The following is a 25959-nucleotide window of genomic DNA, read 5'->3' on the forward strand; positions in this document are numbered from 1 at the left end:
ATGTCATGGCCGACCAAAATCAGGATATGCCACTGGTAGTCTCCGAAATTCTAATTGAGATGCATGGGATGAATGACCGCCTCACAAAAGTTGAAGCTGCTATTAATCGTATGGCGGAGGTGATTTTGCTTCAGCAGCAGGAAAATAATAAACGGTTTGAAGCACTCATGCAAGCAGACCGCGCTAATACGGAGATGCTTATTAATGCATTTCGGGACGAAGGGGTGCAGACCCGCAACCAGTTAAGCTTGTTCAACGAGCGGTTAATAAATATTGAGCAGAAGTTAAGTTAAGCATATGGGACGCAAGCTATTAACTGAGCATATCAACGTCGAAGGCATTGAAACCTTTGAGGTGTACCGCAAGCACGGCGGCTACCGCTCCGTGGAAAAGGCGCTCAAGACGATGACGCCCGATGAAGTGGTGGAGGAAGTTAAGAAGTCGGGCCTGCGTGGGCGCGGCGGCGCGGGCTTCCCGACGGGCATGAAGTGGAGCTTTCTGGCCAAGCCCGAAGGCGTGCCGCGCTACCTGGTTTGCAACGCCGACGAGTCGGAGCCCGGCACGTTCAAGGACCGGCAGTTGATGTCGAAGCTCCCGCACCTGCTCATCGAGGGCATGATTACGGGCAGCTACGCGCTAGGCGCCCGCACGAGCTACATCTACATTCGCGGCGAGTTGCTGTACGTGTTGCGCATTTTGGAAAAAGCCATTGCGGAGGCGTATGCCAACGGCTTTTTGGGCGAGAATATTCTCGGCTCCGGCTATTCGCTGGATTTGCACGTGCACCCCGGTGCCGGTGCTTACATCTGCGGCGAGGAAACGGCGCTGCTCGAATCTCTGGAAGGCAAACGCGGCAACCCACGCAATAAGCCGCCGTTTCCGGCCGTGCAGGGCTTGTACGCCCGGCCCACGGTGGTCAACAACGTGGAAAGCATTGCTGCTGTGCCGGTTATCGTGAACGAGGGCGGCGACGAGTACGCCAAAATCGGGGTCGGCAAAAGCACGGGCACCAAGCTCATTTCCGCCTGTGGTCACCTCAACAAGCCGGGCATCTACGAGATTGAGTTGGGCGTGCCGGTTGAGGAGTTCATTTACTCCGACGAGTACTGCGGCGGAATTTGGAAGGGTAGGGAATTGAAAGCTGTGGTGGCCGGCGGCTCGTCGGTGCCGATTTTGCCCAAGGAGTTGATTCTGAAAACGGCGGCCGGTGAAAACCGCCTGATGACCTACGAATCGTTATCGGATGGCGGCTTCGTGACGGGCACCATGCTGGGCTCCGGCGGCTTCATCGCGATGGATGAGACGACCTGCATCGTGCGCAACACCTGGAATTTCAGCCGCTTCTACCACCACGAGAGCTGCGGGCAGTGCTCGCCCTGCCGCGAGGGCACGGGCTGGCTGGAAAAGGTGCTGCACCGCCTCGAGCACGGCCACGGCTCGATGCACGATATTGACCTGATTGTGAGTGTCGCCAAGCAGATTGAGGGCAACACCATTTGCCCGCTTGGCGAAGCTGCGGCCTGGCCGGTGGCCGCCGCCGTGCGCCACTTCCGCCACGAGTTTGAGTGGCACGTGACCAACCCGCGCGAGGCGACGCAGCCGGGAGCGGCGTACCGCGGCGCGGCGGTGCTGGCGTGAGTATTTGTAGGTCTTAAAACTGCTTCTGCTTCACCTCAATTTCGCGAGCTATGGAAGAACTAATGGAAATGCGTGAGTTGCTCGAAACGGGCCGGTACTCGGAGGCGCTGGTGCTATTAGGCGAACTTGAAGAGATGTCTAAAGACGAAAAAATTAACAAGATTGAAAGCTTCCTACAAATCCTACTGCTGCACCTCATAAAGCAACACGCTGAGAAACGTAGTACTCGCTCGTGGGACGCTTCCATTCGCAATTCGGTGTCGGCCATCTACCGTTCGAATAAGCGTCGTAAGGCGGGGGGCTATTATCTCATGCCAGGTGAATTGCGTGAAGCCATCATGGAGGTTTATGAGGCCGCGCTTACTAGTGCTTCTTTAGAAGCCTTTGAGGGTCAGTACACCGAACAACAACTTGCGCAAGAGCTGGATAGTCAGAAGGTGCAACAACACGCCCTTACCCTCCTTTTAGCTGCTCATCCCACGGAGTATCAATAAGCTTCGACAATATATAAATGGCTAAAATAACTTTCGACGACATTGAGGTGGAAGTGCCCGACGGCACGACTATTCTCAACGCGGCCCGCCAGATTGGCGGCAACATCGTGCCGCCGGCTATGTGCTACTACACGCCCCTGAAAGGCTCCGGCGGCAAGTGCCGGGCCTGCCTCGTGCGCGTGGCGGCCGGCTCGGCCAAAGACCCGCGGCCCATGCCCAAGCTCGTGGCCTCGTGCATCACGCCTGTGCAGGACGGCATGGTAGTGGAAAATACCACCAACCCGCAGGTGCTCGACGTGCGCAAGGGCATCGTGGAGATGCTGCTCATCAACCATCCGCTCGACTGCCCGGTGTGCGACCAGGCCGGTGAGTGCGACTTGCAGAACTTCGCCTTCGAGCACGGGGTAGGAACCACACGCTATGAGGAAGAGCGGCGCACGTTCGAGAAAATCGACATTGGCCCGCTTATCCAATTGCACATGACGCGCTGCATCCTGTGCTACCGTTGCGTGTACACGGCCAATCAGGTGGCTTCGGAGCGGGTACACGGCGTGCTCGGCCGCGGTGACGCCTCGGAAATCGGCACGTACATCGAAAACATCATCGACCACGACTTCTCCGGTAACGTCATCGACGTGTGCCCGGTGGGCGCGCTGACCGACAAAACCTGGCGCTTCAAGCAGCGCGTGTGGTTCACGAAACCCGTGACTGCGCACCGCGACTGTCCCAAGTGCACCGGCAACGTCGTACTTTGGTACAAGGGCAAGGATGTGTTGCGCGTCACGGCCCGCAAGGACGAGCACGGCGAGGTGAAGGAATGGATTTGCAACGAGTGCCGCTTCGAGAAGAAAGAAACGCAGGACTGGACCCTGGAAGGCCCCGCGCACATCGACCGCTCGTCGGTTATTTCAGCTAATCACTACGAGTTGCCGGTCCTAAATCAGCAGATAATTGCCGATTTGCCGGAGAGCACGGTACGCGAGCTGGAGAAAAACCCGCCGCTAAAACTAGGCGGGCTGAATGGTTAATTGAAACGGCGCGAGGCGTCCACTTAAAGGCACTTTAGCCGGGAAAGAGGGAGTAGGGATTCTAGGCCATCTGCAATTCCCTACCCCCTCTTCATCGGCTAAGCCGGCTTACTGGACTTAGCGCAATTAAGACTTACTTATAAAATGACTCTTCCTGTCCTGGGCTGGCAAGGCCTCGTTATTCTGGTGGTTTTCGGCGTTTCGCTGCTCATTGCCACGTATTCTACCTACGCGGAGCGAGTCATCGCTGCGTTTCTGCAAGACCGCGTGGGGCCTGACCGCGCCGGGCCGTTCGGCTTGGCGCAGCCGTTGGCCGACGCGGTAAAGATGTTCACGAAGGAGGAATTTTTTCCTGGCGGCGCGAGCAAGGCGCTGTTCATCTTCGGGCCCTGCCTGGCAATGGTCACGGCGCTGATGTCGTCGGCGGTCATTCCGTTTGGCAACACGCTCACGTTTGGCGACAACGTTATTCACCTGCAAGGCATCGAGATAAACGTCGGGATGCTCTACGTTTTCGGCATGGTTTCGCTAGGCGTGTACGGCATCATGATTGGCGGCTGGGCTTCCAATAATAAGTTCTCGCTGCTGGGCGCCGTGCGCGCCGCCTCGCAAAACATCAGCTACGAGCTGGCGATGGGCATGGCCCTGATTGCGGTGCTGATGATGTCGGGCTCGCTCTCGCTGCGCGACATCACGCTTCAGCAGTCGGTGCCCGGCGAGTGGCACTTCTGGAACATCGTGAAGCAGCCCATCGGCTTCGTCATCTTCCTGGTTTGCGCATTTGCCGAAACCAACCGCACCCCTTTCGATTTGCCCGAATGCGAAACTGAGTTGGTCGGCGGCTACCACACCGAGTACAGTTCGATGAAATTGGGCCTGTATCTGTTTGCCGAATACATCAATATCTTCGTGGCCTCGGCCGTGATGAGCGTATTGTATTTTGGCGGCTTCAATTTTCCCTTTCAGTATGAGTTGAAGCAGTGGCTGATTGACTCGCGTGGTCTGGAGGTCGCGATGGCGCAAAATGTCATTACCATAGTGGGCGTGATAGGTCTGTTTGCTAAAATCTTCGCCTTCATCTTCTTCTTCATGTGGATCCGCTGGACCTTGCCCCGCTTCCGCTACGACCAGCTCATGCGCCTGGGTTGGACGATTCTGATTCCGCTGGCTATTTTTAACATCGTGCTCACCGGCGGCTTAATTCTATTCAACGTTATTCCGCCGGTGGCGAAATGGTGGCTGGTGTAAGTGATTATCTTACCTGAGCCCTACCCCCCTCCTATTCTTATGCAATCCCTTAGTAACCGGGCCAAAGTTCTGGCTCAAAAGCCGATGACGCTGGCCGAGCGCGCTTACTTGCCGGCTATCTTCCAAGGCCTCACTATCACGATGCGGCATTTCTTTTCCAAGAAAGCCACTATTCGCTATCCCGAACAGACGCGCGAGTTTTCGCCCATCTTCCGCGGCTTGCACGTGCTCAAGCGCGACGAGGCGGGTAGGGAGCGCTGCACGGCCTGCGGCCTCTGCGCCGTGGCCTGCCCCGCCGAGGCCATCACGATGGTGGCCGGCGAGCGCAAAAAGGGTGAAGAAAAGCTGTACCGCGAGGAAAAATACGCCGTCAGCTACGAAATCAACATGTTGCGCTGCATCTTCTGCGGCCTGTGCGAAGAAGCCTGCCCGAAAGCCGCTATCTACCTGCAAGCCGACAAGCTGGCGCCGCCGCGCTTCGAGCGCGACGAGTTCATCTACGGCAAAGACCGCCTCGTGGAGCCCGCCGACCCGGACAAGCGCAGCGGTCGCGGCATTCAGCTCACGCCCGAACAAGCCGAGAAGCTGAAGGCCCAATTGCAGCCCGCTTAGGTAGTTATATTTTTAATTTATAAAAACCTTTACTAGCGCGTTTACATGTTTGAATCATCAGCGTTCTACTTTGCAGCTTTTTTAGCGCTTTTTCTAGCAATAGGAGTTGTCATTGCTAAGAATCCAATTTATAGCATCCTGTGCTTAATTGGTGTTTTCTTCTGCTTAACAATCCAGTATATCTTGCTGAACGCGCAGTTTCTTGCCGCTGTGAACATCATCGTGTACGCCGGCGCCATCATGGTCTTGTTCCTGTTCGTGATTATGTTCCTGAACCTGAACGTAGACACCGAGCCGCAAAAACCTATGCTGGCGAAAATTGCGGCTATCATTGCTGGTGGCTCGCTCTTGCTGATAATGGTGGCTGCCCTGCGCGACATTCAGCCCGCCGGCTATGATGCGGCTACACTCGACTCGCAAATCGGCATGGTAGACCGCCTCGGACTAGTGCTGTACAAGAGCTACCTGCTGCCGTTTGAGCTGGCCTCCGTGCTGTTCCTAGTCGCGATGGTTGGCGCTGTGATGTTGGGCAAGCGTGAGGTGGGCGAGCGGAATTTCTAGACGGTAATTTTGCTAAGAAATGGAAGCGGCGGCTGAATCATCAGTCGCCGCTTTTTATTTATCTTCGTCCTGGTGCGCGTGTCGGCGGGTGGAGAAGACGGTGCGGTCCATACGCGGCGGGTTGTCTATGTCATAGCCGTAGGCCACACTATTGAGATAAGCCGCAGCTAACAGACGCTCCGCCATTGTGGCCAGCTGATGCGTGGCATGATATTGCGCGGCTTGTTCGTGGGTGCTGGCGTGGTGGGCGGTGCGGTCAAGACGAAAGGACATGATGTAAATTGCCTGTGCTTTGGTATATAATTCTAATAGAATTCAATGGCAACCGACGGAGTAAAAATAATTGATGGCGACTTAGCCTCTGATATCTACGGCACATTTATGGAAATGTATGATGCAGGGGCTTCCATTCAAGAAATTAAGCAAGCAGTAGAAGAGCCTTTGGACGTCGAAGATGGATTCGACTACGAAATTTATATTACGGCCTTTGCCCTGGCCTTGTGGCAAACGGGACAGTTGACACCTGAAGTAATTGCAGAAGTCGAGGAAGCGATTGAAAGAGGTGCCGGAGTCAGAGTATGGACTGATGAGTTGGGAATAAAGGAAGGCCAGAAGCGCCAGCGTGAACTGACGAAGCTCAGCGAAAAGCTGGCCTTACCAAATCCCAAAATTCGAAAGCGTAGAGTTTATAAGCCAGTTACCAAATTCATTTTTGAAGAAAACGCAGTTTTAGTATTCCGACTTCCTGATGGCAATTACTGCGCTACTATTCTTATGCAAATATTTCAGTATCAAGGCCGTTGTCATTATCATTTTATTGCCTCAACTTATAAGGGATTAGACAAGCCAACTATTACTGATATTGAAAACACTGAAGTACTAGGAAGAAAAGTTCCATCTGGACTTGGAAGATATCAAATAGGGCTTGATATTACAGCTATGGGTCCTAAGCTTTTACGCTCTTTCTCAGATAAATTCGAGCAAATCGGAATCCTAGAGTTACGACCTGAGTGCAAAGATATTTCCTCATATAGAGGGGTTCAGAGTTTCGAAATGTTTTGCTGGACCTGGGCTGATTTTGATGATTACATCAGAATCTTTAGAGGCGAAAAGATTATACTTGCTATGCTCTTATAAAACGAAAGCGGCAACTGAAATTTCAGTTGCCGCTTTCGTTTCTCCAATTTCAGAAAAACCTACTTCGCCACCACCGCCGTCGCAATACTCAGTTCCTTCAATTGCAGATCTGAAATCGGCGAAGGTGAATCTATCATTACGTCGCGGCCGGAGTTGTTCTTGGGAAAGGCGATGAAATCGCGGATGCTGTCGGCGCCGCCGAAAAGGGAGCAGAGGCGGTCGAAGCCGAAGGCGATGCCGCCGTGGGGCGGCGCGCCGTACTCGAAGGCGTCGAGCAGGAAGCCGAACTGGGCCTGGGCTTCAGCTTCGGTGAAGCCGAGCAGGCTGAACATGCGCGACTGCACGGCCCGGTCGTGAATACGGATGGAGCCGCCACCTACTTCCACGCCGTTGATAACCAAGTCGTAGGCGTTAGCGCGCACGTGACCGATAGTTTCGGGTGAGTCGAGCAGCGTGATATCCTCGGGCTTGGGCGAGGTGAAAGGGTGATGCATGGCGAAGTAGCGGTTTTCCTCTTCGTTGAATTCGAGCAAGGGAAAATCGACCACCCAGAGCGGGGAGAACGAATCTTTGCCGCGCAGGCCGAGCCGCTGGCCCATCTCCAGGCGCAGCTCGCTCAGCGCCTTGCGGGTCTTGGCTTCGGAGCCAGCCAGCAGCAGGAGCAGGTCGCCCGCATTAGCGCCGAAGGCGGCAGCCCACTTGCGCAGCTCGTCCTGCGAGTAAAACTTATCAACCGATGATTTCACCTGGTCGTCGGCTTCTACGCGAGCGTACACGAGGCCGGTGGCACCAATTTGCGGGCGCTTCACGAACTCGGTCAGCTCATCAATCTGCTTGCGGGTGTAGGCGGCGCAGGTGATGGCGTTGATGCCGAGTACAATTTCGGCCTGGTCGAACACCGGAAAGCCCTGACCTTGCACGGTGGCGGTGAGGTCCACAAACTTCATCTCGAAGCGCGTGTCGGGCTTGTCGTTGCCGTAGTCGCTCATGGCGTCGGCGTAGGTCATGCGCGGCACTTCGGGAAAGTCGAGGCCTTTGATTTCTTTGAACAAATAGCGCGTCAGCCCTTCAAATGTGTTGAGGATGTCTTCCTGCGTCACGAAGGCCATTTCGCAGTCAATCTGCGTGAACTCGGGCTGGCGGTCGGCGCGCAGGTCTTCATCACGGAAGCACTTGACAATCTGAAAGTAGCGGTCGAAGCCCGACACCATCAGCAGCTGCTTGAACGTCTGGGGCGACTGCGGCAGGGCGTAGAACTCGCCGGGATTCATGCGCGAAGGCACCACGAAGTCGCGGGCGCCTTCGGGCGTGCTTTTGATGAGCACCGGCGTTTCGACTTCGATGAACTCCTGGCCATCGAGGTAGCGGCGCACGGCCTGGGCCATGCGGTGGCGCAGCATCAGGTTCTGGCGCACGGGGTTGCGGCGCAAATCGAGGTAGCGGTAGCGCAGGCGCAGGTCGTCGCCGCCGTCGGTTTCGTCTTCAATGAGGAAGGGCGGCAACTTGGCCGGGTTGAGCACGTCGAGCTGCTCGACGCGGATTTCGATGCCGCCGGTCGGCAGCTTGTCGTTTTTAGAGTAGCGCTCGGCCACGCGGCCCGTCACTTGCAGCACGAACTCGCGGCCGAGGTGGCGGGCCTGCTCGCGTACCTGCTCGCTCTCTACCCCCTCTTCCAGGGCCAATTGCGTCAGGCCGTAGCGGTCGCGCAAATCAATCCAGAGGATGCCGCCTTTGTCGCGGGTGCGCTGCACCCAGCCGCAGAGCGTCACGGTTTGGCCGATGTGGTCGGGGCGAAGCTCGCCGCAGGTGTGGGTTCGTAGCATGGACCGCAGATTAAACGGATTTTAACAGATGAAACGGATTGGCTGTGGGTCCGCTTTCTTTGGGCAAAGGTAGCCACGGGCCTGACCGGCCGAAACCCGCCTAGCTGGCGTTTTTGGTACGGAGTATGCAAAGAAGCCCACCAAGCGCGTTTCTTTGCTGTACTTTATTTCCTTCTTTCCGAACATGAAACTTATCCCCTATCTGGCGCTGGCCGCCGCGCTGCTCACGGGCACGGCCGTGCAAGCGCAATCGAAAGTAAAAACCAAAAGCAAGAACGACGCGGGCACCGTCATCAAATCCAAGACGGAAGAGGCCGGCGCCGTCACCCTGGAGGGCCCCATCAAGCGGGTGGAAACGCTCTCGGGCATCGATGTTTTCCCCAAGCCCAAATCCACGAGCGTCATGCTGAGCTTCACCCAGAACTTCTCCAAGCCCGGCACGCTGGTGATGACTGATTACAAAAACCGGGTGATTTACCAAACCGCCCTCGACCCGGCTACGAACACCGGCCAGCCCGTGGAATTGGGCAAAATTCCGGCCGGCACCTACCTCGTGGAGGCCAAAACCGGCAATTACGTGTACTGGAAGAAGGTACGCATCAAGTACCCCACGGCCCGCCGCTAAGCGGCCCGCCGCCTGAATGCAGAGCTTTTCCCAACAGCCCGACAACTTTTGCTAGTTGCCGGGCTGTTTCAATTTAGAAAGGGCGTCCGCGCGGGCTGCCGTGCCGGCCGTTGTTTATTTGCAAGTCCCCTACCCCCCTCGCGCCATGCAACCCCGCTCTCTAACGTTTCTGGTTTTTGTGTTGCTGGGCTTGTCGGGCGCCGCGCCGGTCCCTACCCCCCTTGCCGCGCCCAACCGAACGGCAGCGCCAGCTAAGCCCAGGCTGACCTCGGTCAAGCTCAGCCCGACGCTGACGGTGGGTGTGCCGGTGGGCTTCGCGGCGCTGCCCGACGACGGCATTGCGGCCAAGTATCCGGCCCCGCGCAAGCCGCTGGCCGTGTACAGCAACCCCAGTGGGCGCGTCGATTTCAGCGTCGCCCTGCGCCCTACCCCCTTTGTGAGCGCCGACTACGCCGTGCTGCTCAAGATTTACAAGGCCAGCATCCTGCGCCTGTATTCCAAAGTAGAGTTTCTGGCCGAGGACATTCGCACCGTGAATGGGCGCGACTTTATCAGCTTCGAGTTCGTGTCTGCGGTGGCTGACAACCGCCGTGGCTCCCAGCTGGCGGCTATCCGGCGCTACCAGGCGGTGCAGTATGCCATCAAGGACGAGCAGCTCTACGTGTTCACGTTCGTGGCGCCGGCCGAGGAGCAGGCGCAGTGGCAGCCTACGGCGCGGGCCGTGATGAGCGCCATTGTGCTCAAGTAGGGGGGTAGGGAATTGTCGTATGCCGGTTTTCGACCACGCTTACTTTATGCGCCAAGCCTTACGGCAGGCGCAGCTGGCCCTGGAAGCGGGTGAGGTGCCCATTGGTGCGGTGGTGGTGCTGGGTCAGCAAATCATTGGCCGCGGCCATAACCAAACCGAGCGGCTGCGCGACGTAACGGCCCACGCCGAACTGCTGGCCCTGAGCGCGGCCACCCATTTTCTGGGCAATAAATATTTAACCGACTGCACACTCTACGTCACCGTCGAACCCTGCGTGATGTGCGCCGGCGCCAGCTACTGGAGCCAGCTGCGCGGTGTTGTGTTTGGGACTGAGGAGCTTAAGCACGGCTTTCGGCGCCACGGCGCCGGGCTGCTGCACCCGCGCACGACGCTCGTGACGGGCGTGCTGGCAGTCGAATGCGCCGCGTTGATGAAAAATTTCTTCAATTCACTACGAAAATAATCTACTTTTGAAGCGTCGGCTGGTTTTGCCAATTGCTTCGCTCTACCAAGTTTGTGGCTGTGACTAGCTTGAGCCCCCGTTCCTGCCTTCTTTTTTCCTTTCCTTTCCACTCTACCTCCTACCCCCCTATGGCTTTCGAACTTCCCAAGCTGCCCTACGCCTATGATGCGCTGGAGCCGCAGATTGATGCGCAGACGATGGAAATCCATCATGCCAAGCACCATCAGGCTTACGTCACCAACCTCAACAATGCCATTGCCGGCACCGAGATGGAGGGCCAGGACATCGAGCAGATTCTGCACAATGTGGCCAAGGCCCCCGCGGCCGTGCGCAACAACGGCGGCGGCCACTGGAACCACTCGCTGTTCTGGACCGTGCTGGGCGGCAACGGCAGCGCGCAGCCTTCGGGCGTGATTGCCGAGCAGATTGACCGCACGTTTGGCTCGTTCGACAAGTTCAAGGAGGAGTTCGCTAAAGCCGCGACTACGCGCTTTGGCTCCGGCTGGGCCTGGCTGTGCAAGCAGAGCGACGGCTCGCTGCAAATCTGCTCGACGCCCAACCAGGATAACCCGCTCATGCCCGACACCGGCTGCAAAGGCATTCCCGTGCTCGGCCTCGACGTGTGGGAGCACTCCTACTACCTCAAGTACCAGAACCGCCGGCCCGACTACATCGCCGCCTTTTTCAACGTCATCAACTGGGACGAGGTGAACCGCCGCTACCAGGCCGCCAACCCGGTATAGGTGCTGCCCACCGTCTTCTACTACCTTGTTCTACTTGAGAAGCCCCCGGCCCTACCTGGCCGGGGGCTTTTTCGTGGCCGGGCCTAAACCGGGAGCTTGCGGCCAGTGTTAGAAGCGGCTGGCCAGTGGTAATTTGCCCGATATGCATGGAAAATGAGTTTGTGGAACGCGCCGCCGGCGCCCTGGCCGACCGCTACCGCCTGGCGGTGGTGCTGGCCCTGAGCCGGACCGAAGCGCTAAGTTTTGCCAGCGTGCAGGAGCTGATGGGCCTTTCGCAGCCCTGCGTGTCGCACCACCTGAAGGTGCTGGCCGACAGCGGCTTGGTAACTACCCAGAAGCAGGGCCGCTGCGTACAGGTGCAGCTCAACCGCGCGGCGGTGCAGGCGCTGGCAGGCTTTCTGGGGCAGCTGGGCGAGTTGGCCTGAAACAGGGGGGTAGGGAAAAACCAGCGGTTGCTTAAACTCATCGAAACTTTTGGATGGGTTGCGGCTTTAACAGCTCGTACTAATCTGCATCTTCCTTATGAGCCAGAAACTGTTTAGCCCGGCCCGCCTGGGCTCGCTCACGCTCCGCAACCACCTCGTGATGGCCCCCATGACTCGCGCCCGCGCCCTGGGCAACGTGCCCAACGAGATGGTGGCCGAATACTACGCGCAGCGCGCTACGGCCGGCCTGATAATCTCCGAAGGCACCTCGCCCTCGCCCCACGGCCTAGGCTACGCCCGGATGCCGGGCCTTTTCAACCAGCAGCAAGTGGCTGGCTGGCAGCTGACTACCACCGCCGTGCACGCGCAGGGCGGCCACATTTTTGTGCAGCTTATGCACGCCGGCCGCGTTCATCACCCGCTCAACCTGCCCGAAGGCGCCGCGGCCGTGGGCCCTTCGGCCGTGGCGGCGGCCGGCGAGATGTGGACCGACCAGCAGCAGATGCAGCCCCACCCCGCGCCGCGCGCTTTGGCGGCCGAAGAGGTCGGCGACGTGGTACAGGAGTTTGTCAAGAGCGCTCAGCTGGCTATCGAGGCCGGCTTTGATGGCGTGGAGCTGCACGGCGCCAATGGCTATTTGCTGGAGCAGTTTCTGCACCCGGTGGCCAACCAGCGGACCGACCAGTATGGCGGTTCGGTCGAGAACCGCGCCCGTTTCGTGCTGGAGGTAGCGGCGGCCGTAGTAGCGGCTATCGGGGCCGAACGCACCGGCATCCGCCTCTCGCCCTGGGGCGTGGCTTCCGACATGCCGCACTACCCCGAAATCCACGAAACCTACCTCTACCTGGCTCAGGAGCTGCAAAAGCTGAACTTGGTGTATTTGCACCTCGTGGACCACGAGAGCATGGGCGCCCCCACTGTGCCCGCCGAAACGGTAGCGGCCATGCGCCAAGCGTTCACGAACACGCTGATTCTGAGCGGCGGCTACAACACGGCCGCCGAAGCCGAAGAAGCCCTGAGCAGCCGCGGCGCCGACCTCGTGGCCATCGGCCGTCCCTTCATCTCCAACCCCGACCTGGTAGAGCGCCTGCGCCAGGGCGCCGAGCTGGCCCCCTACGACCCCAACACGTTCTACGCGCCCGGCCCGGAAGGCTTCCAGCAAGGCTACACTGACTATCCAGCGCTGAGCGGCCAGCCGGCCCTGGCCCAGTAGCCGTTGCCCCCACAGAATGTTGTTTTAGTAAAAAAGGCTCTTGCTGCTAGCAGCAAGAGCCTTTTTTTACGGCCGGCCAATGCGGCGGCACCTGTAGCAACACGCTTGCGCATCGCCGCCGCTTTTCTCCTGAAATTCTTTATTGAACTGGCCCCGAAGGACAGGTTGTATCTTTATGGGCAACGTTTTGTCCATCCCTTTTCTCAACTGACTTTGCATGAACATTAAGCTGCGGTTAATTATAATGAGCTTTCTCCAGTTTTTTATCTGGGGCTCGTGGCTGATAACGATTGGCGCGTACTGGTTTCAAACTAAGCAGTGGTCGGGGGCGCAGTTCGGTGCCATCTTCTCGACGATGGGCATTGCCTCCATCTTCATGCCCTCGCTGATGGGCATTCTAGCCGATAAGTACATCAATGCCGAAAAGCTCTACGGCCTGCTGCACCTGGCCGGCGGTATCGTGCTCTGCACCGTGCCATTGGTTGATAATCCCGGCACTATGTTCTGGGTCATGCTGCTGAACATGATATTCTACATGCCCACGCTGGCCTTGTCGATTGCCGTCTCCTACTCGGTGCTGAAAAGCCGGGGCGGCGACGTGGTGAAAGACTACCCCCCCATCCGCGTGTGGGGCACCGTCGGGTTCATCGTGGCGCTGTGGGTCGTGAGTTTGCTGCACTTCGAAACGTCGGCCAATCAGTTCTACGTCGCCGCCGCCGCCGCCATTTTGCTGGGATTTTATTCCTTCACGCTGCCCAAATGCCCGCCGCTGTCGCGGGCCACTCCCAACAAGACTCTGACCGAAGCCCTGGGCCTAAACTCGTTTGCCCTGCTCAAGGACTCGAAAATGGCCATTTTTTTCCTGTTCGCGCTGCTGCTAGGCGCCGCCCTGCAACTGACCAATGCCTACGGCGACACCTTCCTGCACGACTTCGCCACGGTGGATGCCTATAAGGACACTATCGCGGTGCGATACCCGGCGATTATCATGTCCATCTCGCAAATCTCCGAGACGCTGTTTATCCTTGCTATCCCGTTCTTTCTCAGGCGGTTCGGCATCAAGCAGGTGATGCTGTTCAGCATGGTCGCCTGGGTGTTGCGCTTCGGGCTCTTTGCCTATGGCAATCCGGGCGGCGGCTTGTGGATGATTATCCTGTCCTGCATTGTCTACGGGATGGCATTTGACTTCTTCAACATCTCCGGCTCGCTGTTCGTCGAAACCCAGACCCACCCTTCCATCCGGGCCAGCGCGCAGGGCTTGTTCATGATGATGACCAACGGCTTCGGCGCTGTGCTGGGCAGTTCGCTGAGCGGCCTCATCATTCAGAAATACTACACGTTGCCCGACAACAGCAAGGACTGGCCCGGCATCTGGCTGGCGTTCGCCGGCTACGCGCTGGTTATCGCTGTCTTGTTCGTGTTTCTGTTTAAGCACCAGCACAGTTCCCGCGCAGTAGAGAGCCCACAGGCGGAGCCGGTACTTTCCGCTTAACTCCCTACCCCCCTTTGAAAAACAAAAGGCCACTCGCAGAAGTGGCCTTTTGTTTTTCAAAGGGGGGTAGGGAATCGAAATCAAGCCGGGCAGAATCGTCCCCGAAATCCGATTAATCCTTTTAATCCGATAAATCCGTGGTTCAGACAGCAAAGAAAAACTCTGCCTCAATCTGCGCGTTTTCGTCGGAATCGGAGCCGTGCACGGCGTTGGCCTCGATGCTTTTGGCGTATTTTTTCCGGATGGTGCCTTCGGCAGCCTGGGCCGGGTTGGTGGCGCCAATGAGGGTGCGGAAGTCAGCCACGGCATTGTCTTTTTCCAGCACGGCCGCCACGATGGGCCCGCTCGACATGTAGCTCACCAGGTCATTATAAAAGGGACGCTCTTTATGCACGGCGTAGAACTGGCCGGCGCGCTCGGGCGTCAGGGCCACTTTCTGAAGCTCCACGATGCGGAAGCCGCCCTGCTCGATCATGTGCAGGATGCCGCCGATGTGGTTTTCGGCCACGGCGTCGGGCTTAATCATGGTGAACGTGCGGTTGGTTGCCATTGAATTAGGAAGTTGGAAATTGTAAAATGAAAGGTTGGGTAAAATCTTGACCGTGCAAAAGTAGCCAAACCTGGACGGCCTGTCGGCCCGAAGGGGGGTAGAGATTTGGAGAACCTTCGCGGGGCCGTCGGTTGTTGAGCCAAGAATTCTTCCGACTTTTGACGCCCGGTTTGGCGCCAAGCGGCGGAAGGTCAGTTTTTTGCCGGTTCTTAATCCTTGGTAATGCCGAGTCCTATTTCTGCCCTTAAGGCGCTGCTGGCCCAGCCAAAGCAGGTTTTTATCACCACCCACCACAAGCCCGACGCCGACGCGCTGGGCTCCTCACTGGCCTTATCGGGCTACCTGCGCAAGCTCGGCCACCACGTCACGGTCGTCACGCCCTCGGATTATCCGGGCTTTCTAAACTGGATGGCTGGCAATGAGGAGGTCGTCATCTACGATAAGCGTCAGAATGACCGGCAGGTGCGCGACCTTGTCAACCGCGCCGAGGTGCTGTTCTGCCTCGATTTCAGCTGCCTGGGCCGCATCAACGAGTTGGGCGAATACGTGCGCCACGCCCCCGGCGTCAAAGTGCTCATCGACCATCATCAGGAGCCCGAAAATTTCGCCGACCTCGACTACGCCAACCCGCGGGCCGCGGCCACGGCCGAGCTGATTTTCGAGATTATCCGCGACCTCGGCGACCAGCACCTGATTGACGCCGGCATCGGCGAGTGCCTCTACGCCGGCATCATGACCGACACGGGCTCGTTCCGGCACCCCAGCACCTCGCGCAACGTGCACCTCATCATCGCCGAGCTGCTCAGCGCCGGCATCGACCTCTCGGCCGTGCACCGCCGCATCTACGACTCGCACTCCGAGCAGCGCCTGCGCTTCCTGGGCTTCGTGCTCAAGGATAAGCTGGTGGTGAAGCCGGAATTTAATACTGCCTACATCGCCATCACCCAGGACGAGCTGAAGGCCTACGACAGCAAAACCGGCGACACCGAAGGCTTGGTAAACTTTGCTCTGAGCATTGAAGGCGTCGTGTTTGCGGCCATTTTCATCGACCGCGGGCCGGCGGTCAAGATTTCCTTCCGCTCGGTAGGCGAGTTTTCGGTGAGCGACTTCTCGCGCCAGCACTTCGCGGGCGGCGGCCACCACAACGCGGCCGGCGGCATCAGCCACGAGCGCCTCGATGCCACGGTAACCAAGTTTCTGGGCCTGCTGCCCGACTATCAGGTGGCGCTGGCTACCACGGCGGCCGTGAGCGGCGCGCCCGCGCTGGCCGTTGCGCCCCCCGTGGCGTAACTTTGCCTTCAGATTCGTTTTTCTTCTCAACTATCTATTTTTCATGCCCTTCACCTTCCGCTCTGCGCGGCACCTGACGCTGGCCGCCGGCGTGCTGAGTTTCGCCAGTCTGCTCGCCGCCTGCAACAAAGGCGCCGACGCGCCCTTCGCCAAAACCAAATCCGGCGTCGAATACAAGATTTTTAAGAACGTGGGCGGCAAGTATGAGGCTCGCGAGCTGGCCACCGGCGAAGACGCTACCTATAAGGAGCGCCTGGGTAAGATTCTGGCCGTGCACATGGAGTACCGCACTGCCGGCGACTCGGTGATGATGAAGTCGCGGGAGCGGCAGTTTGGCTTGCCCGTGCGCGTGCCGCTGGAAGAAGTGAAGCAGAAGGGCGCTGAGCAGGAGGCCTTCGCGCTGCTCCAGCCCGGCGACAGCGGCGTGTTCCGCTTCAACGCCGACTCGCTCTTCATGCGCAACGCCCGCCAGCTGGCCCCGGCCAACCTCAAGAAAAAGGGCAACTACATCGTGCTGCTCATCAAGGCCGACAAGCTGCAAAGCCGCGAGGAAGCTACCAAGGACGCGATGGCCGACCAGCAAAAAATGATGGCCGAGCAGCAGCGCAAAACGCTGGCCTACGCCGAAACCCAAAACAAAAAGGATGAGGTGACGCTGCAGGAGTACGTCAAGAAGAACAACCTCACGGCCCAGAAAACGGCCTCCGGCATCTACTACGTCATCACCCAACCCGGCTCCGGCCCCAAGGCACAGGCCGGCCAGACGGTGAGTGTGCAGTACAAGGGCAGCCTGCTCGACGGCAAGGAGTTCGATTCGTCGGCCAAAGGCAACGGAGGCAAGCCTATTGCTTTCCCATTGGGTCGCGGCCAGGTAATTCCGGGCTGGGATGAAGGAATTGCCTTGCTCAACAAGGGCAGCAAGGCCACGATTTTAATTCCTTCGTCGCTGGCTTACGGCGAGCAGGGTTCGGGCGCTGCCATTCCGGCCAACTCGCCCCTGCGCTTCGACGTGGAGCTGGTCGACGTAAAGTAAGCCGCCAGGCCGCTGCCCCTGACCCGCGCCATTCCCTACTCCCCACTAGCGGGCCGACCTCACTTTAATTGCCATGAAAAAGCTCCTGTTTCCTTTCTTTGCCGTGCTGTTGCTGCTGGCCGGCGCGGGCTCGGCGCTGGTTGGCTGCAAGGACCCTTCCACCTCCTTTAACCAAGCCGCGCTGGACCGCGAGAATAAGTACCGGGTCATTGACGACAGCATTATTCAGGCTTATCTGGCCCGGCACAACTATGGTCCCGGCTCCTACACGCGCACTGATGCCGGGCTGTACCTGGTTGCGCTGACTGCCAAGCCGGAAGGCGCCGTGGCTGCGACCGGCAAGCGGGTGGCCATCAAGTACATTGGCCGGCTGATTCAACAGGAGCGTGAGGACATCATTTTTGAGACCTCTATCGATGGCCAGACGCTCTGCGACTGCCGCACCTATACCGTGGGCGCTGCCCCCATTGCTGGTTGGAATCAGGGTCTGCCGCTTATGCACGCAGGTGAGCGCAAACTCCTGCTCGTGCCGTCTTACCTGGCTTATCAGCGAAATGGAAAACAGAACAGCATTATCGACCCCGACACACCCTTGATTTTCGACATGGAAATTCTGTCGGTACAGTAGCTTTTCAATAGTATCTTCCTGGAATAGGCCGTTTTCGCTAAGGAAACGGCCTTTTGCTTGACCCTAAATTCCAATTGCGCATGTCTTTATCTTCTCACTTCCGTCTTTTTCTTCCTTTGATTTGTCTGTTGTCCACCGCGCAGGCAGTGGCGCAGACAACTGCACCGCCGGTGGCCGGAACCTTCAGCCGCCTGCCATCGGGCACGGAGTATCAGCTGTTTCGCAAAGCTGCGGGCGGGCGCTACCAGTCCCGGCCCCTGGCGCCGGCCGCTGATGCCGCCTACCCCCTTCGCGCCGGCCAGGTGCTGCTGCTGTACCTAGAATACCGCACCGGCCGCGACTCGGTGATGATGGCGTCGCGCCGGGTACAAACTGGGCAGCCCGTGCCGCTGTTGCTGCCTCCTCAGCCAGTGCAGGCCAGCATGGAAGAAGCCCTGGCGCTGCTGCTGCCCGGCGACAGCGCCGTATTTCGCTTCCCGGCTGATTCGGTATTTGCCAAGTCGTTTGGCCAGCCCGTGCCGCCTTTTCTAAAGCGCACCGGCAACGTGCTGGTACTGCTAGCCAGCGCCCAAGCGCTGAAAACCACGACCGAAATGCAAGCCCAGCAGCAACTGCTGCAAGCCGAGCGCCAGCGCGGGGCCAAGCTGCGGTCCGCGCAGCAGCTCAAGCAAGACGAGGCCATTATTCTGGCATATTTGAAGCGCAAAAAAGCGGTGGCGCGGAAGACGCCCGGCGGCACGTACTACCTCATCACGCGACCCGGCCAAGGCAAGCTGCCTCAGAAAGGCCAGTCGGTGAGTGTACTCTACCGGGGCACGGTGCTGACTACGGGCCAGGAATTTGACTCGTCGGCTAAGCACGGCAACACGCCATTCACGTTCGTGCTCGGCCAGGGCCAGGTGATTGCCGGCTGGGACCAGGGCGTAGCGATGCTACCCAAGGGTGCCAAGGCTGTGCTCTACATTCCCTCGCCGCTGGGCTACGGCGAGCGGGGCGCTGGCACCGACATTCCCCCGAACGCCGTGCTGCGCTTCGAAATCGAGGTGGTTGATATTAAATAAGTAGCAAGACGTAAGACACAAGTAGTAGAACACAAATGGCAAGACGTGAAACCTAAGACCCTACCCCTCGTCTTTTGTCTAACGTCTCACTACTTGCTACTTACTCGGCCAACACCTGCGAAAGAATATCCAGCGACTTGATTTCGCCGAGCTGCTCGACGTGCAATTGGTAATAGCGGATGAGTACGGCCAGCAGCTCGCGCCGCACCCGGCCGTTGGGAATCGTGCTGCGGGCTGGATCGTGCAGCAGCTCGTCGAAGTAAAGCTCGAACTCGCGCAGGCGCAGCACCGCTGGGCCCGTGGAGAAGGCAGAGCCCGCTGCGCCGTGCCCGGCCAGCACCACCTGGTCGGTCAGCTCACCGCCGCTGCTGATGCCGAAGCCCAGGTACGTGGTCAGGTGGAGCAGGAAAAGCAGGGCGAAGTTTTCGGTGCCGACTTCCTGCTCATCGAACGCCAGAATGGAGTCGTGCAGAAAGCGAAACAGCGGCTCGTTCTGCTCTTCTTCACGCACAGCCCGGCCCACTACCTCCGAGAGAAATAGCCCGACGCTGCTTTTCTGCACGTCGTAGGGCAGCGTGCGCAGCGGCTCGGCGCAGCGAAACTCCGCCAGGCGCGTCAGGCCGCTGCCGGGGCGGGCCACGTAAGCTACCAGTTCCAGCAGGGTGAAGGGCTGGAACAAAGCAATACGCCCCGGCGGCTTGGCCTTGCGCACGCCGTTCACCACGTAGCTCTGCACGCCCAGCCGCTCGGTGTAGATGCGGGTTATAATACTGGTTTCTCGGTACTTCATGTAACTCAGCACAATGCCGCGGGTCTTGATTTGCATATGATTAATGGCTGAATGGGTGAATGGCCGAATGAAGAGGGGGGGGGTAGGAAAATCATTCATCCGTTCGGCCATTCAACCATTGAATTAAAGTACCGCTACTTTGCTCACGCAGCCGTTCTTGCCGTCGGCATCCGAGGACAGCACCAGGTAGACGCCGCTGCGCACGCGCCGGCCGGTGGCATCATTCAGGTTCCAGGTGACGGTGCCGCCGTTGGCACGGGTGCTGTAAACGAGCCGGCCGGCTACATCCGTAATTTTTACCACCGCATTATTGGCCAGACCACTGATGCCTACCTGCCCGCCGAAGTCGGGCCGCACCGGATTAGGAAAGGCCTGCGCGCAGCTTGGCTTGCCTTCGGTGATAGAGGCCGCGCCGCGGTAGCTGACCACGCCGGCCTCGGTAGCGACGAACACTTCGCCGGTTTTGTCGTTCACGGCCACGTCCACGATGCGGTTGCTGGGCAGCGGGCTGTTGGCGGTGGTGAAGTGCAGCAGCGCCTCGTCGGCGTCTTCGCTGAAGAGCCACAGGCCATTGTCGGTGCCAAACCACTTGCGGTTGCCGCCGTCCACGGCCGCGCAGCGCACGATATCAGAATACAGGGCGTTATAACCTTTGCCCTCGCCGCGCTGCACAAAAGGCGGCCGAAATTGAAATGTGTTGCCGGGCTCAAACACCGAGACCGGGTCGTCGGACACGGCCACGCCAGTGCTGGTGGCCGCCCAGATAAAGCCGCGGCGGTCTTTGACCAAGTCGTACAGCTCATTGGAAGGCAGGCCGTCTTCGTCGGTGAAGATAAAGTGCCGCGGCAGCGCTCCCGCCCGGTCGATGGCCCAAAGACCAGCGCCGTCCTTGCGGGCCTCCGACACCCAGACCGTGCCGTTGTCATCGACCAGCACCCGGTCCAGGTTGTTGGAGCCGGGGAAGAACGGCACGGTTTCCCACTCGCTGGTAACGGGCTTAAACAGGAACAAGCCCGACCGGCCTACCCGGCCGTGGCGGTTCACGACCCACACGTTACCATCGGCATCGGCGGCCACATCCGTCACGCGCGTATAGTCGGGTTCGTTGGGCAGCGCACTCAGCAGAGGGCTGCCCGGCGTGCCCTGAGTGAACTGCCGGAATTTCCCTACCCCCTGCCATTCCAGCAGCCCGTTGCCGTAGCTGGCCGCGTAGAGCGTGCCGTCGGGCGTGCGTGTGCCCCGCGAGAGGTCGAGCAGGTTGGGATAATCAGCCGCTGGCAAGGTCTGGGAAGCGAAGTTGGTCCATTGCCCGCCCTGGTACTCATAGAAGCCGTCGCGTTGGCCCTGCTGGTCGTAGCGGTCAGCGAAGCCGCCGCTGAATACATCTATTGTGTTGGTGCGCGCATCGGCCAGAATGTTGAAGGCCCGGCTGGTGAGCGGGCCGTTGGGCACGAAGCGCTCCGGGGCGCTGCCCGGCCGCAGCCGCAGCAGCCCATTATCAATGCTGGCCAGAAAGTAGCTGCCATCGGCCTGCGGCGCCACATCTAACGCCTGGGCAGCCTCCCGGCCCGCAACCAAGGGAACCAGGCGTCCCGTGGCCGGGTCGAGGCGCCGCAGCCCATCGGCATCATTAAGGGTGAACAAGCCCTTGGCCGTGGCCCGCAGCTGCCGCCACTGCGGCGATACCGTGTTGGGTAGCTGCCGCCACTGCCGCTGGGTTCCTACCCCACTCAGCCGGTACAAACCCCCATTGTTATTCACCGCCGCGTACACGTAGCTCTGGTACACGGCTACAAAGCGAAACACGGTCTCGGCCGTCGGGTTGGGCTCCCGGGTCCAGTTGCGGTAGTCGAGCAGATTGGCTTGCAGCGGCCCTCGCAGCAGGCCATCAGCCGTGGCCGCGTACAGCGTATCGCGCCAGACCGCCGCCGCGAATACGGCTACGGGCCGCCCGCCCACCCCGATATTGGAATAAGTGTCGCGCACTTCGAGCCGGTCGAGGTCGACGCGGAGCAGCCCAAAGCTAGTCGAGACGAAGGCGAGCGGCCCGGCAACCTGGACCTGGAAGATAGTTTTGCTGCCCTGAACATTTTTGCGCACCACGTCCGGGATGTTACGCACCCGGCCCTCGGCGTCAATCACATCCAGGTTGCCGTTGCGATAGGCCAGCACGGCCCGGCGGCTCACGGAATCGTAGTCCAGCGCCGCGACGCCCACATCATTGAGCCCATCGCGGCGCGAGAGCAGCTGGGTGGTATTCAGCTTTTTGTCGACATAAAATAGCGACGCTTCCGTGGCTACGTAAAGCCGGTCGCTGGCATCAGCCAGGGCCAGCGGACGGTTGGCAGGCAAGTGCAGCTGCCAGTCGCCGTAGCCCGCCGGGCTCTGGGCTGCTGCCGTAGGAGCGCCCAGCCAGAAAAGAAGGATGCCGGCCGTTAAAATGCGGAAAAGGTGCTTCATAAAAACAGCTACTGATTAACAAGCTCACGCCGTTTGCTGGCCCCAACAGTCCCGGCAAAACGCCCCTACCCCCGCTTTAGTGCGCGGCCAGGGCTGCGGCCGGCCCACTGCGGCCCGCCGGACTTTTGGTTTGCATTCCTTCCAGAAAGCAGGGCCGGCACCGCGCCTCGTACGAGTCGGTTTCACCCAGCAGCACCTGCTCCTGACTGGCCACGCTGCGGAACGAATAAGAAGCAATTTCGCCGCAGCACACGCACACGGCGTGCACCTTGGTCACGAACTCGGCCGTGGCCAGCAGCGCCGGCACCGGCCCGAACGGCCGGCCCAGAAAGTCCATGTCCAGCCCGGCCACAATTACGCGCTTGCCGGCGTCGGCCAGTTCGCGGCACACCTCCACCAGCGAGTTATCAAAGAACTGGGCTTCGTCGATGCCCACCACATCGGAGCCCGCCGCCAGCAGCAGCATTTCGGCCGGCAAGCTTACGGGCGTAGACCGAATGCTCTGGGCATTATGCGACACGATATTCTGGGCGTGATAGCGGGTATCGAGCGCGGGCTTGAAGATTTCGACCTGCTGCCGGGCAATGCGGGCGCGAGTGAGGCGCCGAATCAACTCCTCGGTCTTGCCCGAAAACATGGAGCCGCAAACCACCTCCAGCCAGCCCCGGCGCGAGGCCAGATGGCGCGTACCAACGCGGGGTTCAATAAACACTACGAACGCTGAATAAGTAAGTAAATCCTGGTTTTTAGAACCTCTAAGTTAGACCTTTCCGCCCGGTGGCGGCCCTCCCATCTCGCTAGCCCAACCGGCCGGCTACTTCATGCCTCTTCCTGATAGCGCAGGTGCGGCAGCTGTGTGGCGCTGGGTACCCGGCCCCGCGCATCGCCGGCCAGCAGCCGGGCCTGGCAGGTCAGGCGCTCATCCGGCCAGCCGCGCGGTAGCGCTCCTCGGCTGCCGTCAGGGGCGCTAAGTTATCCAGTCCGGCCGCTAGCTCAATGCGGCAGGTGGTGCACCGTCCCTTAGCCCCACAAGCGTGCATCCAGTCAATCCCTACCCCTTGCAGGGCGGCCAGCAACGACTGGCCAGGCGCTACTTCTACCTGGGCACCCGATAGGTTTAAAACAATCAGCAGGGGCATTTGTGGCTAACTTCGGGCCGCTAACGGCCTTCCTCAATTAAACTAATGACCGACAAATATAGCCCCGCCAAGTGCGAGCAGTATGGCCGCCGCCTCGCCGCCCGCCTCTGCGACCAGCACTTCGGCGCCGTCCCCGACACCACCCTCGATGGCCCCGCCGTGTTGAGCTTTACTCCTATTCGGCAACTCAACCTGTTCGTGGTTCGGCAGTTGCTCCACCAATGGCAGGAAGAGCTAAATCGGCTGCGCAGCCCGTATTTCGACTTCAGCGCGCCCGCCGTCCAGACGGCCCTAATTCAGTTTCAAAACACACTTTCCCGTCATATTCGCCTCACCCGACCGGTTTTTGAGCCCCTCCTGGCTCAGGCTGTCTCTGACGCGTTACGGCTTGCCGCCGACCCAGCTAGCTCGTTTGAGCATTTGCTGCCCTCCTCCGACGCAGCCCCAACCAATGCCCAGTTGCGTGAGAGTCTGCGCTACTTTGACATCAACAAAGAGTTCTTCACCACTTTCCTCGCTTCCCTACCCCCCCTCGAACCGCTAACCCGCGACCAAGTCATTGCGCAGCTTCGGGCTCAGCAGGAAGCTAACTACCGGCCCCACCAGCCCATGCAGCTGCTTGTGTCGGCCCTGAGTGCGCTGCTGCCGCTCACTGAGGCGGACCTCTGGCAGGATGGTCCTGCCGCAACCTCAACCTCAACCGTGACCGCTCCATCCAGCATCAGTTCGGCGCCCAGCCCGGCCCCAAAGCCAGCGCTGGCAGTTCCTACCCCCCCTACCCAGGCAAAGCCAATCGCTGACCAGCCTAGTCTGGTCGCTACTGAGAAAGCATCTGCTGAAACAACTGGCACCGGGTTGTCTCCCCCCGCTCCAGCCCTAGCCGAAGCGCCACTGCATGAGAAGCTAAAAGCCAATCAGCCCCCAAATGTCCCACTGGCAGCCGCGCTCCGAGCCGCCCAACCCCAGCCTGCCGCCTTAGCCGAACGCAGGGCACCCAAAGTGGAATCGTTGCGTGAAGCTATTTCCATTAATCAGCGATTCAGCTTTATAAATGAGCTGTTTAACGGCGAAAACATGGAATATCATGCCGCTATTCAACACCTCGATTCCTTAGCTGACTACGACCAAGCGCGCCTCTACATCACTCAGAACTTAGCGCAGCGCTACGATTGGAGCCGCAAAGATGAGCACGTAGCCAAGCTGCTCAAGCTTATTGACCGCAAGTTCGCGCCCGTAGTTTAAGCAGCATTTAAGCGAACTTATCAGCGTACCAAATCTTGCTTCCGGTAAGCGTCCAGAGCTAACAGCCCGAACAGGAGCGTGGTAAATGACCACAGCGAAGATCCTCCGTAGCTAAAAAACGGTAAAGGAATGCCCACCACTGGCGCCAGCCCCATCGTCATGCCCAGATTGATGGTAAAGTGAAAGAAGAGAATACTCGCTACGCAGTAGCCGTAGGTGCGCCCGAATACCGACTTCTGTCGCTCTGCTACATACACGATGCGGCCCAGCAACGTCATGTAAAGGCCAATAACCACCAAGCAACCCAGCCAGCCGAATTCCTCGCCCACCGTGCAAAAGATAAAATCGGTGCTTTGCTCAGGCACGAAATCAAATTTGGTTTGTGTGCCCTGTAAGAATCCTTTACCTAATAAGCCTCCCGAACCAAGCGCAATCTTACTTTGCGTCAAGTTCCAACCCTTCCCTAGCGGGTCGGCGCCAGGGTTAATGAGCACCTCAATGCGCTGGCGTTGATGAGGCTGCAAGACATTGTTATAGAAAAAATCAACTCCCAGCACCATTCCAATAGTCAGCGCCCACACGCCGATAGTCGCTGGCAGATAATGCCGAAGCAAACGCTGATTCATTACTAACGCTGCTACCAGCACCAAAGTAAGTGCCACGAACAGCCACCACTTAGGTATCAGCAGCGCCGCTAGCAGTATAATCCCGCTGGCTGCGAGTAGCAATAGTATTATCGGTGACATTCCCTCTCGGAAGTAAGCCAGTAAAAAAGCGCCAAACACCAGTGCTTGCCCCGTCTCATTTGAGGCAATGATTAGTAACGCTGGCAACAGCGTGATACCAGCTAACATCAACTGGTCCCACCAATTCTGATGTCTCAGATTGATACTCGCCATGAATCGTGATGCAGCCAACGCGGTTGTAAACTTGGCGAACTCAGCTGGTTGCAGCCGCACGGGGCCAAGCTCCAACCATGATCGGGAACCCGCAATTGGCCGAGCGATTACTAAGGTGATCAATAGAAGCAGTATCATTCCTGCGTATAAAACATACGCTAAAGTGTCATACGCTTTGTAGTCAATAACTAATAGTGCTACCACCAATAATAATGCGGTACCAATCCAGAGCAGTTGCTTAAACCAATTAAAGCTCATTAGTTGAGCAAAGCTTAAGTTTCTAATCGAGCTGCCTTGCGCCTCTAATGAATAACTCGCTGCATACACACATGACCATCCTAAGGCTACAAGAAAAAAGTAGATAAGCACGGTAGGCCAGTCTATACTTCGACTATATCTTGCAGGAGACATTTGCATGGTAAACTTATCAATAATACCAGAACACTGAAATCACTTTAAACACGAATGCCCTCTACGCTGGTGAAAGCAAGAGGGCATTGTGAGTTGATAAAAGTTGGCGGCGACCGACTCTCCCACCGGTGAAGGCAGTACCATAGGCGCACCGGGGCTTAACGACTCTGTTCGGAATGGGAAGAGGTGAACACCCGGGCTAAAGC

At 58.6% G+C, this 25959-nt stretch carries 28 protein-coding genes and 1 rRNA gene; 20 read left to right on the forward strand and 9 right to left on the reverse strand.

All coding sequences use genetic code 11. The annotated features are described in order from the left end of the window. Positions 1-5 precede the first annotated feature (5 nt). The 7 genes from ACFE70_RS11560 (at position 6) to ACFE70_RS11590 (ending at position 5581) form a co-directional block, all read left to right on the forward strand. On the forward strand, positions 6-293 hold the full coding sequence (locus tag ACFE70_RS11560) for a hypothetical protein (RefSeq protein WP_375417899.1): 288 nt from the start codon (positions 6-8) through the stop codon (positions 291-293). Positions 294-297: 4 nt separating this feature from the next. After that, on the forward strand, positions 298-1638 hold the full coding sequence (nuoF, locus tag ACFE70_RS11565; protein ID WP_375417900.1) for an NADH-quinone oxidoreductase subunit NuoF: 1341 nt from the start codon (positions 298-300) through the stop codon (positions 1636-1638). Positions 1639-1688: 50 nt separating this feature from the next. Then, positions 1689-2132, forward strand: a complete 444-nt coding sequence (locus ACFE70_RS11570) for a DUF29 family protein (protein WP_375417901.1) — start codon at positions 1689-1691, stop codon at positions 2130-2132. A gap of 17 nt (positions 2133-2149) precedes the next feature. Then, entirely contained in the window at positions 2150-3160 is a 1011-nt protein-coding gene (locus ACFE70_RS11575) for a 2Fe-2S iron-sulfur cluster-binding protein (RefSeq protein ID WP_375417902.1), read from the forward strand. Positions 3161-3304: 144 nt separating this feature from the next. After that, positions 3305-4408, forward strand: coding sequence for an NADH-quinone oxidoreductase subunit NuoH (gene nuoH, locus ACFE70_RS11580; protein WP_375417903.1), 1104 nt, complete (start codon positions 3305-3307; stop codon positions 4406-4408). A 39-nt stretch (positions 4409-4447) separates the two neighbouring features. After that, complete coding sequence (locus ACFE70_RS11585; RefSeq protein ID WP_375417904.1) at positions 4448-5020, forward strand: NuoI/complex I 23 kDa subunit family protein; 573 nt, start codon at positions 4448-4450, stop codon at positions 5018-5020. Between the two features lie 45 nt (positions 5021-5065). Further along, entirely contained in the window at positions 5066-5581 is a 516-nt protein-coding gene (locus tag ACFE70_RS11590; protein ID WP_375417905.1) for an NADH-quinone oxidoreductase subunit J, read from the forward strand. Between the two features lie 54 nt (positions 5582-5635). On the opposite strand, the gene ACFE70_RS11595 is transcribed toward ACFE70_RS11590, so the two are convergent. Further along, positions 5636-5854 (reverse strand): hypothetical protein, encoded by a 219-nt coding sequence (locus ACFE70_RS11595; protein WP_375417906.1) that lies wholly within the window; start codon positions 5852-5854, stop codon positions 5636-5638. A 45-nt stretch (positions 5855-5899) separates the two neighbouring features. Between ACFE70_RS11595 and ACFE70_RS11600 the strand changes: the two genes are divergently transcribed. Continuing rightward, positions 5900-6718 carry a hypothetical protein gene (locus ACFE70_RS11600; RefSeq protein WP_375417907.1) on the forward strand — a complete coding sequence of 273 codons (819 nt, stop codon included), beginning with the start codon at positions 5900-5902 and terminating at the stop codon, positions 6716-6718. Positions 6719-6777: 59 nt separating this feature from the next. Here ACFE70_RS11600 and aspS read toward each other — a convergent pair whose 3' ends face one another. Then, entirely contained in the window at positions 6778-8541 is a 1764-nt protein-coding gene (gene aspS, locus ACFE70_RS11605) for an aspartate--tRNA ligase (RefSeq protein WP_375417908.1), read from the reverse strand. Positions 8542-8725: 184 nt separating this feature from the next. Here aspS and ACFE70_RS11610 point away from each other — a divergent pair, with 184 nt between their 5' ends. From ACFE70_RS11610 to ACFE70_RS11640, 7 genes are all read left to right on the forward strand, one after another. Further along, positions 8726-9166 carry a hypothetical protein gene (locus tag ACFE70_RS11610; protein WP_375417909.1) on the forward strand — a complete coding sequence of 147 codons (441 nt, stop codon included), beginning with the start codon at positions 8726-8728 and terminating at the stop codon, positions 9164-9166. Between the two features lie 145 nt (positions 9167-9311). After that, positions 9312-9914 (forward strand): hypothetical protein, encoded by a 603-nt coding sequence (locus tag ACFE70_RS11615; protein WP_375417910.1) that lies wholly within the window; start codon positions 9312-9314, stop codon positions 9912-9914. A 46-nt stretch (positions 9915-9960) separates the two neighbouring features. Next, positions 9961-10377 carry a nucleoside deaminase gene (locus ACFE70_RS11620; RefSeq protein ID WP_375417911.1) on the forward strand — a complete coding sequence of 139 codons (417 nt, stop codon included), beginning with the start codon at positions 9961-9963 and terminating at the stop codon, positions 10375-10377. 128 nt (positions 10378-10505) lie between these two features. Further along, positions 10506-11120, forward strand: a complete 615-nt coding sequence (locus ACFE70_RS11625; RefSeq protein ID WP_375417912.1) for a superoxide dismutase — start codon at positions 10506-10508, stop codon at positions 11118-11120. Positions 11121-11266: 146 nt separating this feature from the next. Continuing rightward, positions 11267-11545 carry an ArsR/SmtB family transcription factor gene (locus ACFE70_RS11630; protein ID WP_375417913.1) on the forward strand — a complete coding sequence of 93 codons (279 nt, stop codon included), beginning with the start codon at positions 11267-11269 and terminating at the stop codon, positions 11543-11545. Positions 11546-11642: 97 nt separating this feature from the next. Further along, the gene (locus ACFE70_RS11635; RefSeq protein ID WP_375417914.1) at positions 11643-12758 is read left to right on the forward strand and encodes an alkene reductase; all 1116 of its coding nucleotides are present in this window, start codon (positions 11643-11645) and stop codon (positions 12756-12758) included. Between the two features lie 217 nt (positions 12759-12975). Further along, positions 12976-14250, forward strand: coding sequence for a nucleoside permease (locus ACFE70_RS11640; RefSeq protein ID WP_375417915.1), 1275 nt, complete (start codon positions 12976-12978; stop codon positions 14248-14250). A 142-nt stretch (positions 14251-14392) separates the two neighbouring features. Here ACFE70_RS11640 and ACFE70_RS11645 read toward each other — a convergent pair whose 3' ends face one another. Further along, entirely contained in the window at positions 14393-14800 is a 408-nt protein-coding gene (locus ACFE70_RS11645) for a nucleoside-diphosphate kinase (RefSeq protein WP_375417916.1), read from the reverse strand. Between the two features lie 222 nt (positions 14801-15022). On the opposite strand from ACFE70_RS11645, the gene ACFE70_RS11650 reads away from it, so the two are divergent. The 4 genes from ACFE70_RS11650 (at position 15023) to ACFE70_RS11665 (ending at position 18812) form a co-directional block, all read left to right on the forward strand. Further along, positions 15023-16090, forward strand: a complete 1068-nt coding sequence (locus tag ACFE70_RS11650; protein WP_375417917.1) for a bifunctional oligoribonuclease/PAP phosphatase NrnA — start codon at positions 15023-15025, stop codon at positions 16088-16090. A gap of 43 nt (positions 16091-16133) precedes the next feature. Beyond that, on the forward strand, positions 16134-17123 hold the full coding sequence (locus ACFE70_RS11655; protein ID WP_375417918.1) for an FKBP-type peptidyl-prolyl cis-trans isomerase: 990 nt from the start codon (positions 16134-16136) through the stop codon (positions 17121-17123). Between the two features lie 73 nt (positions 17124-17196). Continuing rightward, positions 17197-17751 carry an FKBP-type peptidyl-prolyl cis-trans isomerase gene (locus ACFE70_RS11660; RefSeq protein WP_375417919.1) on the forward strand — a complete coding sequence of 185 codons (555 nt, stop codon included), beginning with the start codon at positions 17197-17199 and terminating at the stop codon, positions 17749-17751. A 116-nt stretch (positions 17752-17867) separates the two neighbouring features. Then, complete coding sequence (locus tag ACFE70_RS11665; RefSeq protein WP_375417920.1) at positions 17868-18812, forward strand: FKBP-type peptidyl-prolyl cis-trans isomerase; 945 nt, start codon at positions 17868-17870, stop codon at positions 18810-18812. 100 nt (positions 18813-18912) lie between these two features. Here the strand turns inward: ACFE70_RS11665 and recO are convergent, their stop codons facing one another. From recO to ACFE70_RS11685, 4 genes are all read right to left on the reverse strand, one after another. Then, positions 18913-19638, reverse strand: a complete 726-nt coding sequence (gene recO, locus ACFE70_RS11670; protein ID WP_375417921.1) for a DNA repair protein RecO — start codon at positions 19636-19638, stop codon at positions 18913-18915. A gap of 87 nt (positions 19639-19725) precedes the next feature. After that, entirely contained in the window at positions 19726-22062 is a 2337-nt protein-coding gene (locus ACFE70_RS11675) for a T9SS type A sorting domain-containing protein (RefSeq protein ID WP_375417922.1), read from the reverse strand. A 76-nt stretch (positions 22063-22138) separates the two neighbouring features. Next, positions 22139-22774, reverse strand: coding sequence for a thymidine kinase (locus tag ACFE70_RS11680; protein WP_375417923.1), 636 nt, complete (start codon positions 22772-22774; stop codon positions 22139-22141). A gap of 199 nt (positions 22775-22973) precedes the next feature. After that, a complete protein-coding gene (locus ACFE70_RS11685) occupies positions 22974-23201 on the reverse strand; it encodes a 2Fe-2S iron-sulfur cluster-binding protein (protein WP_375417924.1) in 228 nt (75 codons plus the stop codon). Positions 23202-23246: 45 nt separating this feature from the next. Between ACFE70_RS11685 and ACFE70_RS11690 the strand changes: the two genes are divergently transcribed. Further along, entirely contained in the window at positions 23247-24443 is a 1197-nt protein-coding gene (locus ACFE70_RS11690; protein WP_375417925.1) for a hypothetical protein, read from the forward strand. A gap of 20 nt (positions 24444-24463) precedes the next feature. Here the strand turns inward: ACFE70_RS11690 and rodA are convergent, their stop codons facing one another. Both rodA and rrf read right to left on the reverse strand, forming a co-directional pair. Beyond that, positions 24464-25711 (reverse strand): rod shape-determining protein RodA, encoded by a 1248-nt coding sequence (gene rodA / locus ACFE70_RS11695; protein WP_375417926.1) that lies wholly within the window; start codon positions 25709-25711, stop codon positions 24464-24466. A gap of 143 nt (positions 25712-25854) precedes the next feature. After that, a 5S ribosomal RNA gene (rrf, locus tag ACFE70_RS11700) occupies positions 25855-25959 on the reverse strand; the annotation flags it as partial.

Origin of the sequence: uncultured Hymenobacter sp. (genome assembly GCF_964243305.1) — a bacterium.
Lineage (GTDB): Bacteria > Bacteroidota > Bacteroidia > Cytophagales > Hymenobacteraceae > Hymenobacter.

What these genes read in the sequence shown, in the direction of transcription:
- nuoF (WP_375417900.1), top strand. Translation starts at nt 298, where the DNA reads ATGGGACGCAAGCTATTAACTGAGCATATCAACGTCGAAGGCATTGAA.
- ACFE70_RS11640 (WP_375417915.1), top strand. Translation starts at nt 12,976, where the DNA reads ATGAACATTAAGCTGCGGTTAATTATAATGAGCTTTCTCCAGTTTTTT.
- ACFE70_RS11630 (WP_375417913.1), top strand. Translation starts at nt 11,267, where the DNA reads ATGGAAAATGAGTTTGTGGAACGCGCCGCCGGCGCCCTGGCCGACCGC.
- ACFE70_RS11650 (WP_375417917.1), top strand. Translation starts at nt 15,023, where the DNA reads ATGCCGAGTCCTATTTCTGCCCTTAAGGCGCTGCTGGCCCAGCCAAAG.
- recO (WP_375417921.1), bottom strand. Translation starts at nt 19,638, where the DNA reads ATGCAAATCAAGACCCGCGGCATTGTGCTGAGTTACATGAAGTACCGA.
- ACFE70_RS11600 (WP_375417907.1), top strand. Translation starts at nt 5,900, where the DNA reads ATGGCAACCGACGGAGTAAAAATAATTGATGGCGACTTAGCCTCTGAT.
- ACFE70_RS11590 (WP_375417905.1), top strand. Translation starts at nt 5,066, where the DNA reads ATGTTTGAATCATCAGCGTTCTACTTTGCAGCTTTTTTAGCGCTTTTT.
- ACFE70_RS11660 (WP_375417919.1), top strand. Translation starts at nt 17,197, where the DNA reads ATGAAAAAGCTCCTGTTTCCTTTCTTTGCCGTGCTGTTGCTGCTGGCC.
- ACFE70_RS11620 (WP_375417911.1), top strand. Translation starts at nt 9,961, where the DNA reads ATGCGCCAAGCCTTACGGCAGGCGCAGCTGGCCCTGGAAGCGGGTGAG.
- ACFE70_RS11655 (WP_375417918.1), top strand. Translation starts at nt 16,134, where the DNA reads ATGCCCTTCACCTTCCGCTCTGCGCGGCACCTGACGCTGGCCGCCGGC.
- ACFE70_RS11645 (WP_375417916.1), bottom strand. Translation starts at nt 14,800, where the DNA reads ATGGCAACCAACCGCACGTTCACCATGATTAAGCCCGACGCCGTGGCC.
- aspS (WP_375417908.1), bottom strand. Translation starts at nt 8,541, where the DNA reads ATGCTACGAACCCACACCTGCGGCGAGCTTCGCCCCGACCACATCGGC.
- ACFE70_RS11690 (WP_375417925.1), top strand. Translation starts at nt 23,247, where the DNA reads ATGACCGACAAATATAGCCCCGCCAAGTGCGAGCAGTATGGCCGCCGC.
- ACFE70_RS11595 (WP_375417906.1), bottom strand. Translation starts at nt 5,854, where the DNA reads ATGTCCTTTCGTCTTGACCGCACCGCCCACCACGCCAGCACCCACGAA.
- ACFE70_RS11615 (WP_375417910.1), top strand. Translation starts at nt 9,312, where the DNA reads ATGCAACCCCGCTCTCTAACGTTTCTGGTTTTTGTGTTGCTGGGCTTG.
- ACFE70_RS11675 (WP_375417922.1), bottom strand. Translation starts at nt 22,062, where the DNA reads ATGAAGCACCTTTTCCGCATTTTAACGGCCGGCATCCTTCTTTTCTGG.
- ACFE70_RS11685 (WP_375417924.1), bottom strand. Translation starts at nt 23,201, where the DNA reads ATGCCCCTGCTGATTGTTTTAAACCTATCGGGTGCCCAGGTAGAAGTA.
- nuoH (WP_375417903.1), top strand. Translation starts at nt 3,305, where the DNA reads ATGACTCTTCCTGTCCTGGGCTGGCAAGGCCTCGTTATTCTGGTGGTT.
- ACFE70_RS11570 (WP_375417901.1), top strand. Translation starts at nt 1,689, where the DNA reads ATGGAAGAACTAATGGAAATGCGTGAGTTGCTCGAAACGGGCCGGTAC.
- ACFE70_RS11560 (WP_375417899.1), top strand. Translation starts at nt 6, where the DNA reads ATGGCCGACCAAAATCAGGATATGCCACTGGTAGTCTCCGAAATTCTA.
- ACFE70_RS11575 (WP_375417902.1), top strand. Translation starts at nt 2,150, where the DNA reads ATGGCTAAAATAACTTTCGACGACATTGAGGTGGAAGTGCCCGACGGC.
- ACFE70_RS11625 (WP_375417912.1), top strand. Translation starts at nt 10,506, where the DNA reads ATGGCTTTCGAACTTCCCAAGCTGCCCTACGCCTATGATGCGCTGGAG.
- ACFE70_RS11635 (WP_375417914.1), top strand. Translation starts at nt 11,643, where the DNA reads ATGAGCCAGAAACTGTTTAGCCCGGCCCGCCTGGGCTCGCTCACGCTC.
- ACFE70_RS11610 (WP_375417909.1), top strand. Translation starts at nt 8,726, where the DNA reads ATGAAACTTATCCCCTATCTGGCGCTGGCCGCCGCGCTGCTCACGGGC.
- ACFE70_RS11585 (WP_375417904.1), top strand. Translation starts at nt 4,448, where the DNA reads ATGCAATCCCTTAGTAACCGGGCCAAAGTTCTGGCTCAAAAGCCGATG.